Below are 14,532 nucleotides of genomic sequence, written 5' to 3'. Positions count from 1 at the left end.
CCGACCCCGTACGCCTGAGGACCGCCATGCCCCGCACCGTGAAGCTCGCCGTCATCCCCGGAGACGGGATCGGGCCCGAGGTGACCGCCGAGGCCGTCAAGGTCCTCGACGCCGTCACCGCCGACTCCGACCTGGTGCTCGAGACGACCACCTTCTCGCTCGGCGCCGCCCGCTACCTCGAGACCGGCGACGTCCTCACCGACGAGGACCTCGCGGCGATCGCGGGGCACGACGCGATCCTTCTGGGCGCCGTCGGCGGAGCACCGGGCGACCCGCGCCTCCGGGACGCGAACATCGAGCGCGGGCTGCTCCTGCGGCTGCGCTTCGAGCTCGACCACTACGTCAACCTGCGGCCCACCCGTCTCTACGCGGGCGTCGCCTCGCCGCTCGCGGCTCCCGGCGAGGTCGACTTCGTGGTCGTCCGCGAGGGCACGGAGGGCCCCTACGTCGGCACCGGCGGCTCGATCCGGCAGGGCACCCCGCACGAGGTCGCCAACGAGGTGTCGGTCAACACCGCCTACGGCGTCGAGCGCGTCGTCCGCCACGCGTTCGAGCTCGCCCGCGCGCGTCGCTCCCGGCTGACGCTCGTCCACAAGACGAACGTCCTCGTCTTCTCCGGCTCCCTCTGGAAGCGGATCGTCGACGAGGTGGGGGCCGCCTTCGAGGACGTGGCCGTCGACTACCTCCACGTGGACGCCGCCACGATCTTCCTCGTGACCGACCCTGCTAGGTTCGACGTCATCGTCACCGACAACCTCTTCGGCGACATCCTGACCGATCTGGCCGGCGCGATCAGCGGCGGCATCGGACTCGCGGCCTCGGGCAACATCAACCCCGACGGCGCGTTCCCCAGCATGTTCGAGCCGGTCCACGGATCCGCGCCCGACATCGCCGGACGGCAGCTCGCCGACCCGACCGCCGCGATCCTCTCGGCCGCGATGCTGCTGGACCACCTCGGCCGGAGCGACGAGGCCGCCCGCGTCACCGCGGCCGTGACCGCCGACATCGAGTCGCGCGACGGCACCCCGCGCTCCACGGCCGCGATCGGCGACTCCGTCGTCGCCCGCCTCCGCTGATCCCCCGCAGAAGGACACCACCACGATGAGCACCGACTCCGCCCCCGCCGACCTCGCCTTCGAGGTGACCGCCGCCCCCGCGCCCCGCTCCGCCGAGGAGCGCGCCCGGATCCTCGCGAACCCCGGCTTCGGCATGCACTTCACCGACCACATGGTCGGCCTCCGCTGGACCCGCACGGACGGCTGGCACAGCGCCCGCGTCGAGCCCTACGGCCCGCTCGCGCTCGACCCCGCCGCCGCCGTCCTGCACTACGCGCAGGAGATCTTCGAGGGGATGAAGGCCTACCGCCACGAGGACGGCTCCGTCTGGACCTTCCGCCCGGAGGCGAACGCGCGCCGCCTGCAGCGCTCGGCCCGCCGCCTCGCGCTGCCGGAGCTCCCGACGGACCTCTTCGTCGAGTCGCTGCGGCAGCTGATCGCGGTCGACGGCGACTGGGTCCCCTCGGAGCCGGAGACCAGCCTCTACCTGCGCCCGTTCATGTTCGCGCAGGAGGCGTTCCTCGGCGTGCGCGCGGCCGAGGACGTCGGCTACTACGTGATCGCCAGCCCCGCCGGCGCCTACTTCTCGGGCGGCGTCGCCCCCGTGTCGATCTGGCTCTCCACCTCCTACGCCCGGGCGGGCAAGGGCGGCACGGGAGCGGCGAAGACGGGCGGCAACTACGCCTCCTCCCTCCTCCCGCAGCAGGAGGCCTACAGCCACGGCTGCGCGCAGGTCCTCTTCCTCGACTCGCAGGAGTCGCAGTGGATCGAGGAGCTCGGCGGCATGAACGTGGTGCTGGTGAAGAAGGACGGCACGCTGGTCACCCCGGAATCGGACTCGATCCTCGAGGGCATCACGCGCGACAGCGTCCTGCAGCTCGCCGAGGACCGCGGCCACCGCGTCGAGCGGCGCCGCGTGAGCATCGACGAGTGGCGCGACGGAGTGGCCTCCGGCGACGTGGTCGAGGTGTTCGCCTGCGGGACCGCCGCCGTGATCACCCCGATCGCCGAGCTCAAGGGCGAGGGCTTCTCCGTCGGCCGCGAGGGCGCGCCCGCCGGGGAGCTCACGATGTCGCTCCGCGAGGAGCTGACCGGCATCCAGTACGGACGCCGCGAGGACACGCACGGATGGATGACGAGGCTGGACGCATGAAGATCGCACGATTCGCCACGCAGCGCGACGGGGACAACGGGGGAGCGATCCACTTCGGGATCGTGGACGAGGACGACCTGGTCGTGCTCGCCGGCGACCCGATGTTCGCCGGGTTCGACACCACGGGGGAGCGCATCCCGATCGCGGAGGCGAAGCTCCTCGCGCCGGTGATCCCGCGCTCCAAGATCGTCGGCATCGGGAAGAACTACGCCGACCACGCGGCCGAGATGGGCGGCGACGCCCCGGCGGAGCCGCTGGTGTTCCTCAAGCCGAACACGTCGGTCATCGGCCCGGACGAGGCGATCGTCCTCCCCGAGGACAGCCAGCAGGTGGAGTTCGAGGGCGAGCTGGCGATCGTGATCGGCGCCGTGGCCCGCAACGTCCGCGCGGAGGACTACGAGGACGTGGTCTTCGGGTACACCATCGCCAACGACGTCACTGCGCGCGACCTCCAGCGCTCCGACGGCCAGTGGGCGCGGGCGAAGGGCTACGACACCTTCTGCCCGCTCGGCCCGGTCATCGAGACCGAGTTCGTCTGGAACGAGAGCGCGATCGAGACCCGCGTCAACGGGCGAGTGCAGCAGTCGGGCAGCACCGGCGACATGATCCACGGGGTGCCCGAGCTCGTGGCCTACGTCTCGCGCATCTTCACGCTGCTCCCCGGGGACGTGATCCTCACGGGGACGCCCGCCGGCGTCGGGCCGATCGCGAACGGGGACACCGTCGCGGTGGACGTCGAGGGCATCGGCACGCTGTTCAACCCGGTGGTCGTCCGGCGCTGAGCCCGGGCCCTCCTCCGCGGAGGGACGAGCGCCTCCGGCCCGCGCGGATCCTCGGATCCGGCGGGCCGGACGCGTCCGAGCGGGACGTCAGTCGGCGCTCGCCGGGTCGCTGCCGACCGCGCCCTCGGTCTCGTCCGGCAGGTCGGCGTCGCCGGAGACGGTGTCCCCTCCGCTGTCGCCGTCGGTCACGGCGTCCGTGACACCGCGGTCGATCGCGGTGCCCCCGGGAGCGGCCCCCGCGGCGGAGGCGTCGGCCGCGTCCTCGCCGGGCAGCACCGTCTGCGCGCCGCCGGTGTTCGGAACGGCGTCGCCGCCGGATCCGGGAAGGTCCTCGTTCACGTTCTGGTCGGCCATGTCGGCTCCTCTCGTCGGGGCTCCAGCCCAGCACGCGACGGGCCCCTCCGCAGGACGTTGACAGCGCGGGGACGAGGGGGCAGAGGCGGGCCGCGAGGCCGGGCGACGCGCCTTCACCGTGCTCCCCGGCGCTGTCAAGCGGACTGCCTCCGGGGCCGTCTGGTCGTAGCGTCGAGCTATGAACTCCTCCCGCACCGACTCCGTCAGCCGCATCGCCCGGGAGGACTTCGGCTGGTCGTCGCTGCTCCCCGGTCAGCGCGAGGCGATCGAGTCGGCGGCCTCCGGGCGCGACACGCTGCTGGTGCTGGCGACGGGCGGCGGCAAGTCCGCGGTCTACCAGATCGCCGGAGCCGAGCGCGGCGGCGTCGTCCTGGTCGTCTCCCCGCTCGTCGCCCTGCAGGCCGACCAGCTCGCCGCGATCGAGGCGGCTCCGGCGGCCCCGCCCGCCGTCGCGATCAACTCCTCCCAGGGCGCCGCGGCCGTCGCCCGCGCCTGGGACCGGATCGACGAGGGCGGCCCGCTCTACGTGCTCCTGGCGCCCGAGCAGCTCGCCAAGCCCGAGAACGTGGCGCGCCTGGCGGCCGCGGGAGTGTCGCTCCTGGTCGTCGACGAGGCGCACTGCGTCTCCTCCTGGGGCCACGACTTCCGCCCCGACTACCTCCGCCTGGCCGATGTGCGCGGCGAGCTCGGCGACCCGCCGGTGCTCGCGATGACCGCCACCGCCTCCGGGCCGGTGCGCGACGAGATCATCGAGCGCCTCCGGATGACCGACCCCGAGATCCAGGTGCACGGCGTCGACCGTCCGGAGATCCGGCTGGTGGTGCACCGCCACGAGAGCGAGAACGAGAAGCGCGCCGCCGTGGTCGAGGAGGCCCGCAGCTGGACGGCTCCGGGCCTGGTCTACGTCGCCACCCGCAAGGAGACGGAGGCCTACGCGGCCGACATCGCGGCGGAGGGGCGCCGGGTCGCGGCGTACCACGCCGGACTCAAGGTGTCCGAGCGCAAGGTCGTGCACGAGCAGTGGCGCGCCGGCGAGCTCGACGTCGTCGTCGCGACCTCGGCCTTCGGGATGGGCATCGACCGGGCCGACGTCCGCTTCGTGCTGCACGCGACGACCACCGAGTCGCTCGACGCGTACTACCAGGAGATCGGCCGCGCGGGCCGCGACGGCGAGCCGGCGACGGGCGCGCTGCACTACCGCGCCGAGGATCTGGGTCTCCGCCGCTTCTTCGCCAAGCGCTCGGTCGACAAGGCCGCGCTGCGCGTGATCTGGGCGGCCGTCTCGGAGCAGCCGGGGCTCGACTCCGCGGCTCTCGCGAAGGAGCTGGGGAAGCCGGCCCGCACGATCGCCCGGATCGTCAACGATCTCGCGGACGCGGGGCTGGTGGAGACCGGGTCCGGTCTGCGCGCCACGCGCGAGGCCTCGGGCGACGAGGCCGTGCACGCGGTGAAGGAGGCTCTGGCCTCCCGCGAGCGGATCGCGGAGTCGCGCCTGTCGATGATGCGCGCCTACGCGGAGACCAGCCAGTGCCGCCGCCGAGTCCTGCTGGACTACTTCGGCGTGGAGTCGGCCGAGTGGTGCGGCAACTGCGACGGCTGCGAGCGGCACGAGGCGAGCGGCGAGACCGTCGAGGCGCCCGTGGACGCCCCTCTGAGCGTCGACGAGTCGGTGGAGCACCGCGAGTGGGGCGCCGGCACCGTGATGAGCGTCGAGGCCGACCGGGCGACGATCTTCTTCGAGTCCGAGGGCTACAAGGTGCTGTCGTTCCAGGCGCTCGAGTCCGGCGTCCTGCGCGAGCGCGAGCACGCCTCCGCCTGACCCCGGCTCTCCGCGCCGGCCGATCGCCGATCGCGGGACGCCGCTCCGGTACGGCAGGCACGGCGTGCCGTGTACCGGAGCGGCGTCCCGCGGAGGGGGTCAGACCTTCGAGACGGCCGAGCTCACGTCGGTGGGCTTCTCGTAGTCGCCGTCCGGGATCGCACGGAGGGCCTCGAGGACGTCGCCGTCCGCGCCCTCCTTCTCGGCGGTCTCGACGATCGTGTCCTTCGAGGCGGGGTAGTCGATGCCCGAGAGGTACTTCTGGATCTGGATCGGGTTGGGTGCGTCCATCGTGCTGTCCTTTCGTCGCCTTGCTGAGTGTTACGAGTGCTCTTCGGCGAAGAGCCGGTCGAAGGCGTCGACGCGCCGGTCGGTGACCGTCGTGGGCGTCTCGAGGTGCACGGCGCCGCTGGGCACGAGGCCCGCGCCGCCGAAGCGCTCCATGACGCGCCACTGCGCGGCGACGTCCTCACCGCTGTGCTCCGGGGGCAGCTGCTCCCAGAAGTCGAAGCCGCCGACGGCTAGGAGGGCGTCGCGGCGGTAGAGGACGCACGCGCCCAGCCAGGCGACCCGGTACGCGCGCCAGGCGCCCTCCGGGACGTCGAGGCGGGCGGCGACGTGCGTGAGATTGGCCGCGTTGTGCAGCGGCCAGCGGTCGAACTCCGGGGTTCCGCGCCGCACCCGCTCGGGGTCCACGCGCTCCTCCCAGGTCTCGAACGACTCGGTCTCGTGCGGGCGCACGTCCTCGAGGTAGGACAGGCCCTGCACCGCGGAGCCGACGAAGCCGCAGTCGAGGCGCTCGAGGGCCTCGTGCAGCCGCGAGAGCGTGCCCGGCTCGAGCCACACGTCGTCGTCGAGGAAGAGGACGGCCGGGGCGGTGGCGAGGGAGAGGAGGTAGTGCCTCTGCTCCGCGAGCCCGCGCCGGGGCAGGTGCCGGCGCACCACCGGAGCCCGGCCCTGCGCCTCCAGCACGCGCAGCATCGCGAGGATCGTCGGGTCGCTCTCGGCGACCGCGTCGTCGGACTGGTCGCTGACGATCACGCGGAAGGGCGGGTCGTCCTGGGCGGCGAGTCCGGCGAGCGTGGCGGCGAGCTCGGCACGGCGGCCGACCGTCGGCACCAGCACGTCGATCAGCGGCTGCCGGGGAGCCTCGGGGACCCCCCAGCGCCCGGACCACCGGCGGCTGGTCACGGCGCGGCCGATCGGATGCGCTGGACCATCTCGGTCGTGGAGTGCTCCGAGACGTAGCCGACCGTGGTGACGACGCCCCCGTAGGAGCGGACGACGGCCGCCTCCGCGAGCATGTCGGGGTTGTAGTCCCCGCCCTTCACGTAGACGTCGGGCTGCACGCGCTCGAGCAGCGGGATGGGGGTGTCTCCGCCGAAGAGCGTCACGTAGTCGACGCAGCCCAGCTCGGCGATCACGCCCGCGCGGTCGCCCTCCGGGTTGATCGGCCGTCCCTCGCCCTTCAGCCGCCGGACGGAGTCGTCGTCGTTCACCGCGACCACGAGCACGTCGCCGAGCTCGCGGGCCTGGCGGAGATACGCCGTGTGGCCGCGGTGCAGGACGTCGAAGCAGCCGTTGGTGAAGACCACGCGGCGACCGCGGCGCGCCTGCTCCGCGAGGACCTCGACGAGGGCGTCCTCGCCGAGCACGACGGCGCCGGGAGCGGCGAGGGAGGCGAGCAGGTCGTCGCCCGAGCAGACGGAGGTGCCGGGGCGCTGCACGACCACGTCGGCGGCGGCCTGCGCCAGATCGACGGCGGTGGCCAGGGAGCGGCCGGCGGCTAGGGCGAGGGTGGCGGTCGCGGCGAAGGTGTCGCCGGCGCCGGACGCCTGCTTCTCCTCCGCGGGCTGAGCGAAGGTGCGGCTGACCGTGCCGTCGGCGTCGAGGGCGGTGGAGCCGTCCCGGTCGAGGGTGACCACGACGTGCCGGGCGCCCGAGCGCGTGCGCAGCTCCTCGGCGGCGTCGCGCACGGCGGCGGCCCGCTCCGTCCCGCGGCCGAGGGAGCCGCCGAGCAGCCGCTCCGCCTCCTTGGCGTTCGGGGTGACGAGGTCCGGCCGGGCGAAGGCCCAGTCGGCGAGCTCGTGCGCGTCGATCACGAGGAGGCCGGGGCGCCCGACGGCGAGCAGGCGCTCGACGGCCTCGCGGAGGATCCCCGAGCCGTAGTCGCAGACCAGGACGGCGTCGGCGCCCGCGGCGGCCTCGGCGGCGGCACCGGCGAGCAGGGCCAGCTCGTCGTCGGCCGGGCGGTGCGGGCCGGAGTCGACGCGCAGCATCACGCTGTCGCCGCCGACCACGCGGGTCTTGATCGTCGTCGCGGCGCCGGTGCGGACGACCCGGGAGGTGTCCAGGCCGGCCCGCTCGAGCGCGCGCACGAGCCGGTCGCCCTCGGAGTCGCGTCCGGCCACGCCGACCGTGCGGACGACGGCGCCCAGCGCGCGCAGGTTGGCGGCGGTGTTGGCGGCCCCGCCCGCGACGTCGACGACGTCCTCGAGCCGCAGGACCGGCGCGGGCGCCTCCCGCGTGACGCGCTCCGCCTCGCCGAGCCACCAGGAGTCGAGGATGAGGTCCCCGATCACGGCGACGACGGGCGGGCGCTCGTGGACGTGCGCCAGGAGGGCGCTCGCCCGCTGGAGCGCCGAGCCCTCGAGGCTCATCGCGCGCCTCCCGGCAGAACGGGCAGGCCGAAGTGCACGACCGTGGTGGTGGTCATCTCGTCGAGCAGCTCCGGGCCGTAGCCGAAGCCGGAGCCGGATGCTCCGCGGGGCTGGGCGCTGCCGCCCGGCGCTCCTCCGAAGACGCCGTTGACCTTGACTGTGCCGACCGGCAGCGTCGCCGCGGCGCGGTGCGCGTGCTCCATGTCGGCGGTGAGGATCGAGGCGGCCAGGCCGTAGGGGCTCGCGGCGGCCAGGTCCAGGCCCTCGTCGAAGGAGTCGACGACGCGGATCGGCGCGACGGGCCCGAAGGTCTCCTCCGTCATCACCAGCATCGACTCGGTGCAGTCGGCCAGGACGGTCGCGGGGTAGAAGGTGCCGTCCCCGGGGGTGCCGCCGGTGAGGGCGCGCGCGCCGCTGTCGAGCGCCTCCGTGACGTGCTCGTGGACGGCGTCGCGCATGCGGGCGTCGACGAGGCGGGGGAGCGGGCCCGCGCTCCAGCGATCGGCCTCGGCGACGAGCGCCGCCGTGAACGCCTCGGCGATGTCGCGGTGCACGTAGATCCGCTCGACGGAGGTGCAGATCTGGCCGGCGTTGGCGAAGGCGCCCAGCGCGGCCTGCTCGGCGGCCCAGACCGGATCGACGTCGCGGTCGACGACGAGCGCGTCGTTGCCGCCGTTCTCGAGGATCACGTGCGCGCCGGTGACGGCGGCGACCCGGGCGAGCGCGCGGCCGGTGGCGGTCGAGCCGACGTGGGCGAGGACGTCGACGCCCTCGGTGCGCGCCAGCTCGTCGCCGACCGCCCCGTCGCCCTCGACCAGGGTCAGCACGCCCTCGGGCAGCGCCTCGGCGAGGATGCTCGTGAAGAGGGCGCCCGTCCCCGGGCTGCGCTCGCTCGGCTTGTGCACGACGACGTCCCCGGAGACGATCGCGGCGCCCAGGAGGCCCGCGGCGACGGCGACCGGGTCGTTCCACGGAGTGAGGGCGAGAACGACACCGCGCGGGTGCGGCAGGGCGAGATCGACGTTGAGGGCACCTCCGCGCAGGCTCCTCCCGCGGTGCAGCGGGCCGAGCTCGGCGTACTGGAGCAGCGTGTCGACACCGGCGCGGACGCCGCCCAGGGCGTCGCCGGCGGGCTTGCCCGTCTCCTGCGTGTTGAGGTCGGCGAGCTCCTGCTCGCGCTCGGCCACGCGGTGGGCGGCGGCACGGAGCAGGGCGCCGCGCTCGGCGGGCGCGGTGGCGGCCCACGCGGGGAACGCGGTCCGCGCGCGGCGGACGGCGTCGGCGGCGGTCGTGGCGGGGGTCGTGATGTCGATGGTCACGGTCACCTCTCGGTCGGGGGCGCCCGCGGAGTGGCGGACGCATCCGTCCGGTACCCGGGTGGTGCGCGCCTAGACACGCCGCCTCGGGAATCCGCCCCCGGATCGGCGACGAGGGCTCGCCGCCGATCCGGTTTCGGATCGGTCCCGGCGGGGAAGTGGAGGAGTGCACCGTCCCCGGAGCGGCGCCCGCGCGCCCTCCGCACCTGAGAGGAACCCGTCGTGGTCGCCATCGCCCCCCTCCGAGAGCCCTTCGCCGGAGTCGAGAAAATCGCCGTCCTGCGCGGCGGCGGACTCGGCGACCTGCTGTTCGCGCTGCCCGCCATCGACGCCCTCGCGGCCGCCTACCCGGGAGCCGAGATCACCCTGCTCGGGACGCCCGCGCACCGGGTCCTGCTGACGGGCGTCGAGTCGCCGATCGCCGACGTCGAGATCCTGCCGGTGGCGCAGGGCGTGCGCGACGGAGAGGGGGAGGACCCCCGGGTCGTCGAGGACTTCACCGAGCGGATGCGCGCGCGCCGCTTCGACCTGGCCGTGCAGCTGCACGGCGGCGGGCGCTACTCCAACCCGTTCCTCCAGCGCCTCGGCGCGCGCCACACGATCGGGTCGCGCACCGACGACGCCGCGGAGCTCGAGCGCACGATCCCCTACGTCTACTACCAGCACGAGATGCTGCGGGCGCTCGAGATCGTCGGGCTGGCAGGAGCGCCCGCGACACGCCTCGAGCCGGCGCTCGCCGTGGATCCGGAGCGGCGGGACCGCCTCGCCGCGGCGCTGCCCGCGGGCGGCCCGCTGGTGCTGATCCACCCCGGCGCGACCGATCCCCGCCGGCGCTGGCCCGCCGCCTCCTTCGCCGCCGTGGCGACGGAGCTGCTGGCGGACGGCGCGCGCGTGCTGGTGGTGGGCGACGCCTCGGACGTGCCCGCCGCCGACGAGATCGTCGCCGGAGCGCCGGGAGCGGTCTCCTGGGCGGGCGTCGTGGACCTCCCGGACCTCGCTCCGCTGCTCTCGCTCGCCGACCTCGTGCTCGGCAACGACTCCGGACCCCGCCATCTCGCCGCCGCGGTCGGCGCTCCGACGGTCGGGGTCTTCTGGGTGGGCAACGCGATCAACGCCGCGGCCCTCGGGCGGCAGCGCCATCGGGTGCAGCTGAGCTGGACCACGCACTGCCCGGTCTGCGGGCGCGACGCCACGCAGGTCGGCTGGACCGCTCCGCGCTGCGAGCACGACGTCACGTTCGTCGGCGACGTGCGCGTCGAGGCCGTGCTCGAGGACGTCCGCGGGGTGCTCGCCTCCACCCGCTGAACCGCGAGACGCCACCTCGGTACGCGACGCGCCGGGGCGTGCGAACCGAGGCGGCGTCTCGCGGAGGGGGATCCGGGGCGCGCCCGGATCAGCGGATCACGGCCAGGACGGCTCCTCCTCGTGCGTGATGACGAGCTCGCGGACCTCGCAGCCGCGCGGCTGGCCGAGGACGAACATGACGGCGTTCGCCACGTTCTCCGGGTCGTTCAGCAGCGCGTCCGGACCCGGCTTGTACTGCTCGTCGCGGTCGTCGAAGAAGCGCGTCTTCATGCCCGACGGGATCAGCGTGGTCACTCCGATCTCGCCCTTGGTCTCGGCCGCGAGCGCGCGGGTGAAGCCGAGCACGCCGAACTTCGAGGCGCAGTACGCGGTCGCGTCCGAGACGGCCTTGATCGCGAGCGAGGAGGCGACGGTGACGACGCGGCCGTGGGTCTCGGTGAGGAAGGGCAGCGCCGCCCGGACGACGGCCGCGGTGCCGAGGAGGTTGACGGAGATGACGCGCTCCCACTGCTCCGGCTCCACGTCCACGAGGCGGCCGCAGCGGTCGATGCCGGCCGCGGTCACGACGGCGTCGAGCCCGCCGTGCTCGCGGGCGATCTCGACGACCGCCTTCTCGGCCTCGCGGGTCTTCGCGACGTCGACCTGGTAGGCGGCGACGCCCTCCTTCACCGACGAGACGTCGCGGTCGAGCACGATCGGGGTGCCGCCGGCGGCGGTGACCGCGGCGGCGACGGCCGCACCGAGCCCGGAGGCTCCTCCGGTGATCAGGACGCGGCCGATGGGGGTGGGAGTGGTGCTCATGGTTTCCTTCCGGGGGTGGTCTGCGGGCCTCGTGGGCCGCGGGTCAGCCGACGCGCGCGAGCGCGGCGGCGAGATGGGTGGTCGAGCGGCCCGGGTGGTACGGCACGGTCAGGACCCGGCCGCCCCACTCCGCCACCGTCGCCGTCTCGGGGAGGGACTCGGCGGAGTAGTCGCCGCCCTTCACCCAGACGTCGGGGCGGATGCGGCGCAGCGCCTCGTCCGGCGTGTCCTCGCCGAAGACCAGCACGGCGTCGACGCACTCGAGCGCGAGCAGCAGGTCGACGCGGTCGTCCTCGGGGATGATCGGCCGCGCCGCGCCCTTGAGGCGCCGGACGGAGTCGTCCGAGTTGAGGCAGACGATCAGGCAGTCGCCGAGAGCGCGTGCCGCGGAGAGGGTGCGGGCGTGGCCGGCGTGGAGCAGGTCGAAGCAGCCGCCCGTCGCGACCACCGTTCCTCCTGCCGCGCGGACGGACTCGGCGACGCGCAGGGCGTCCACCCCGCCGCCGTGGAGGGGTGCGGGGTCGGCGGGAGCGGAGAGGGAGGCGACCCCTCCCGCGAGGAGGTAGGCGCCGGCCGCGGCGACCGCCGCCTGCACCGCCTCCGAGGTGCTCGCACCCTCGGCGAGGGCGACGGCGGCGGAGGCGGCGAACCGGTCGCCCGCGCCGCACGGGTCGGTGGGCGGCACGGCGACGGCCGGTGCGACGACCGGGACGCCGGCGCCGCGGGAGCGCAGCAGGGCGCCGGAGGATCCCATCGTCACGGTGACCGCACCGCAGCCCCAGCGCTCGAGGAGGGTGGTCGCGGCGGACTCGGCGCGCGTCACTCCGCGGCCGACGGCTCCCGAGAAGACGGTGGCCTCGGCCAGGTTCGGGGTGGCGAGGGAGGTGGCGGCGACCGGCTGCGAGCCGCGCGGGTGCGGATCCCACACCAGCGGCACGGTGAGCGCGTCGAGCGCCGTGCGGAGCGACGGCTCCTCGGTCAGGCGGCGGCCGTAGTCGGCGACGATCACCGCGTCGGCGTCGGCGAGCGCGGCGAGCATCGCGTCGGTGACGCCGGGGACGGGCGGCGTCTCGCAGCCGCGGTCGATCCGCACGACGGCCTGGCCGGAGGCGGCGACGCGGGTCTTCACCGGCGTCGCCGCTCCCGAGGGCCCGGCGACCAGGCGGACGCCGGACAGCTCGGCGCGCAGCTCCGCCACGTCCGGATCCGAGTCCTCGGCGAGCGCGGTCACCAGCGTCACCTCGTGCCCGTCGCGGGCGAGCATCAGGGCGACGAGTCCGGCACCGCCGGCGCGGGCGCTGCGGGCCGACACGTCGACCACGGGGACGGGGGCGTCCGGGCTCAGCCGCTCGGCGGGTCCGGAGAGGTCGACGTCGAGCATCACGTCGCCGACGACGACGAGGCGCAGGCGGCTCACGAGGCGGCCGCCGTCCGCGCGCGGATGCGGTGCTCGAAGGCCCGGCAGAGCGCGTGCACGAGCACCAGCTGCGCCTCCTGCACGTTGGAGCCGTGGCCCTCGAGGGCGATCGCCTCGTCGCAGAGCTCGGTGAGCGGGTTCGGCCCCTCGCCGGTCAGCGCCCACGACCGGGCGCCCGCCGCACGGGCGGCCTCCGCGGCGTGGAGGAGGTTCGCGCTGCGTCCGCTGGTGGAGAGCAGCACCACGACGTCCCCCGCCCGGGCGTGCGCGGTGACCTGGCGCGAGAACACGTGGTCGAAGCCGTAGTCGTTGCCGATCGCGGTCAGGCTCGACGTCTCGGCGTGCAGCGAGATGGCGGAGAAGGGGACGCGGTCGCCGTCGAAGCGGCCGACGAGCTCGGCGGTGAGGTGCTGCGCCTCGGCCGCGGAGCCGCCGTTGCCCGCGGCGAGCAGGCGCGCGCCGGAGTGCAGGCGGTCGGCGAGCTCGACGCCCCAGGCGGCGATCCTGTCGGAGTGGCGCTCCAGCTGCGCGACCGCGTCGAGCGCGCGCGCCACGTGGTCGTCGACGAGGCGCCGGGCGGCGTCGGCCGGGGTGTCCAGAACGGTGTCGATGGTCGCGGTGTCGATGGTCATCGTCGCGGAGCCGCCTTCCGGGTGGTGGGGGATGAGGGTGCGCTCGTGGCGCCGGTGAGGAGCGACTCGTCGCCGAGGCCGGCGAGGGTCGTGACGTAGGCGCGCTCGGTGTCGGCGGCGACGCGATCCCAGGAGTAGCGGGACTCGACGCGCTCGCGGCCGGCGGCCCCGTAGGCGCGGGCGCGGTCGGGGTCCTCCAGCAGCGAGCCGAGGGCGGCGGCCAGGGCGACCGGGTCGCGCGGAGGCACGTGGACCCCGGTGACGTCCTCGACCACGGTGTCGATCAGGCCGCCCACGGAGGAGGCGACGACCGGCACGCCGCAGGCCATCGCCTCGAGCGGAGTGATGCCGAACGGCTCGTACCAGGGCGCGCAGACCACGACGTCGGCCGAGCGGAGCATCGCGGGCATCTCGGTCTGCGAGAGCTGGCCGACGAAGTCGACGCGGTCCGCGACGCCGAGGCTCTCGGCCACGCCGTGCAGCCGCTGGTACTCGGGGTCCGCCGTCAGCGCGTCGCCGGAGCCGGAGCCCCCGACGACGACGAGCTCGGCGTCGTGGCCGGCCGCGACCAGGTGCGCGAGCGCCTCGATCGCGATGCCCATGCCCTTGCGCGGCACCAGGCGTCCGATGGTCATCAGCCGCGAGCGCTCGCCGCGGGGCGCGACCGGGCCCTCGACCGAGAACCGGTCGATGTCGACTCCGCAGGGCACCACCGAGATGCGCGAGGTCGGCACGCCGAGCCCCTTGAGCTCGAAGGCCTCGTCCGAGCAGGTGGCGACGACGCCGTCGGCCTTCTGACCCACTCCGGGCTCGAGCCAGGCGCGCTCCTCGGGGCTGGTGTCGAGCGCGCCCTGCTGGCGGCGCTTGACCACGCCCAGCGCGTGGAAGGTGTGGAGGACGGGCACGCGCCGACCCGTGGCTCGCTCCACCCGCTCGGAGGCGTCGAGCGCGGCGACCCCGGACATCCAGAAGTGGCTGTGCACGAGGTCCGGCCGCTCCTGCAGCCACTCCTCGGCGAGGTCGACGGCGAAGTCGCCCATGAAGGGCAGCAGCTCGTCCTTGGACACCCGGCGCGGCGGTCCGGCGTCGATGTGCACGACCTCGACTCCCGAGGTGAAGGGCACGCGCCGGGGGAGGGAGGGGTCGTCGCGGCGGGTGTAGACGACGACGCGGTGGCCGCGGCGGGCGAGCGCGTCGGCGAGCGCCGCCACGTGGACGTTCTGACCGCCGGCGTCGAC

General features: G+C 74.8%; 14 protein-coding genes. 5 read left to right on the top strand and 9 right to left on the bottom strand.

Translation table 11 applies throughout. The features are described from left to right. Positions 1–26: 26 nt before the first annotated feature. Genes C5C74_RS12045 through C5C74_RS12035 form a run of 3 tightly spaced genes read left to right on the top strand, consistent with a single transcriptional unit; the run spans position 27 to position 2,990 of the window. Positions 27–1,076, top strand: coding sequence for a 3-isopropylmalate dehydrogenase (locus C5C74_RS12045; RefSeq protein WP_104351607.1), 1,050 nt, complete (start codon positions 27–29; stop codon positions 1,074–1,076). Between the two features lie 25 nt (positions 1,077–1,101). Further along, positions 1,102–2,208: a branched-chain amino acid aminotransferase gene (locus tag C5C74_RS12040; protein ID WP_104226252.1), complete on the top strand. Its 1,107-nt coding sequence runs from the start codon at positions 1,102–1,104 to the stop codon at positions 2,206–2,208. Continuing rightward, on the top strand, positions 2,205–2,990 hold the full coding sequence (locus tag C5C74_RS12035) for a fumarylacetoacetate hydrolase family protein (protein WP_104247446.1): 786 nt from the start codon (positions 2,205–2,207) through the stop codon (positions 2,988–2,990). The genes C5C74_RS12040 and C5C74_RS12035 overlap by 4 nt, the downstream gene beginning before the upstream one ends. Before the next feature lie 87 nt (positions 2,991–3,077). Here the strand turns inward: C5C74_RS12035 and C5C74_RS12030 are convergent, their stop codons facing one another. After that, the gene (locus C5C74_RS12030; RefSeq protein ID WP_104226254.1) at positions 3,078–3,344 is read right to left on the bottom strand and encodes a hypothetical protein; all 267 of its coding nucleotides are present in this window, start codon (positions 3,342–3,344) and stop codon (positions 3,078–3,080) included. 178 nt (positions 3,345–3,522) lie between these two features. On the opposite strand from C5C74_RS12030, the gene C5C74_RS12025 reads away from it, so the two are divergent. Continuing rightward, positions 3,523–5,163 (top strand): RecQ family ATP-dependent DNA helicase, encoded by a 1,641-nt coding sequence (locus C5C74_RS12025; protein ID WP_104239270.1) that lies wholly within the window; start codon positions 3,523–3,525, stop codon positions 5,161–5,163. A 99-nt stretch (positions 5,164–5,262) separates the two neighbouring features. Here the strand turns inward: C5C74_RS12025 and C5C74_RS12020 are convergent, their stop codons facing one another. Genes C5C74_RS12020 through C5C74_RS12005 form a run of 4 tightly spaced genes read right to left on the bottom strand, consistent with a single transcriptional unit; the run spans position 5,263 to position 9,142 of the window. Continuing rightward, complete coding sequence (locus tag C5C74_RS12020) at positions 5,263–5,454, bottom strand: DUF2795 domain-containing protein (protein ID WP_104223528.1); 192 nt, start codon at positions 5,452–5,454, stop codon at positions 5,263–5,265. Between the two features lie 30 nt (positions 5,455–5,484). Beyond that, a complete protein-coding gene (locus tag C5C74_RS12015) occupies positions 5,485–6,354 on the bottom strand; it encodes a glycosyltransferase family A protein (protein WP_219813475.1) in 870 nt (289 codons plus the stop codon). Then, positions 6,351–7,823: a D-glycero-beta-D-manno-heptose 1-phosphate adenylyltransferase gene (gene rfaE2, locus C5C74_RS12010; protein ID WP_104351606.1), complete on the bottom strand. Its 1,473-nt coding sequence runs from the start codon at positions 7,821–7,823 to the stop codon at positions 6,351–6,353. The genes C5C74_RS12015 and rfaE2 overlap by 4 nt, the downstream gene beginning before the upstream one ends. Next, complete coding sequence (locus C5C74_RS12005; protein ID WP_258064160.1) at positions 7,820–9,142, bottom strand: aldehyde dehydrogenase; 1,323 nt, start codon at positions 9,140–9,142, stop codon at positions 7,820–7,822. Before C5C74_RS12005 ends, rfaE2 begins: the two co-directional genes overlap by 4 nt. 219 nt (positions 9,143–9,361) lie before the next feature. On the opposite strand from C5C74_RS12005, the gene C5C74_RS12000 reads away from it, so the two are divergent. Then, positions 9,362–10,444 carry a glycosyltransferase family 9 protein gene (locus C5C74_RS12000; RefSeq protein WP_104351605.1) on the top strand — a complete coding sequence of 361 codons (1,083 nt, stop codon included), beginning with the start codon at positions 9,362–9,364 and terminating at the stop codon, positions 10,442–10,444. 96 nt (positions 10,445–10,540) lie between these two features. Here the strand turns inward: C5C74_RS12000 and C5C74_RS11995 are convergent, their stop codons facing one another. The 4 genes from C5C74_RS11995 to C5C74_RS11980 all read right to left on the bottom strand — a co-directional run. After that, a complete protein-coding gene (locus C5C74_RS11995) occupies positions 10,541–11,245 on the bottom strand; it encodes an SDR family oxidoreductase (RefSeq protein WP_104319212.1) in 705 nt (234 codons plus the stop codon). Between the two features lie 43 nt (positions 11,246–11,288). Continuing rightward, the gene (locus tag C5C74_RS11990) at positions 11,289–12,653 is read right to left on the bottom strand and encodes a PfkB family carbohydrate kinase (protein WP_104351614.1); all 1,365 of its coding nucleotides are present in this window, start codon (positions 12,651–12,653) and stop codon (positions 11,289–11,291) included. Positions 12,654–12,658: 5 nt separating this feature from the next. Continuing rightward, entirely contained in the window at positions 12,659–13,294 is a 636-nt protein-coding gene (locus C5C74_RS11985) for an SIS domain-containing protein (RefSeq protein WP_104223523.1), read from the bottom strand. Beyond that, positions 13,291–14,532 (bottom strand): glycosyltransferase (locus C5C74_RS11980; protein ID WP_104351604.1); only part of this gene is annotated, 1,242 nt, incomplete at its 5' end. The genes C5C74_RS11985 and C5C74_RS11980, both read right to left, overlap by 4 nt.

Source organism: Rathayibacter sp. AY1E8, assembly GCF_002931415.1.
In the GTDB taxonomy this organism is placed as follows: Bacteria; Actinomycetota; Actinomycetes; order Actinomycetales; family Microbacteriaceae; genus Rathayibacter.
The sequence above is the reverse complement of the archived record's forward strand: the minus strand, read 5'-3'. Positions and strand labels throughout refer to the sequence as shown.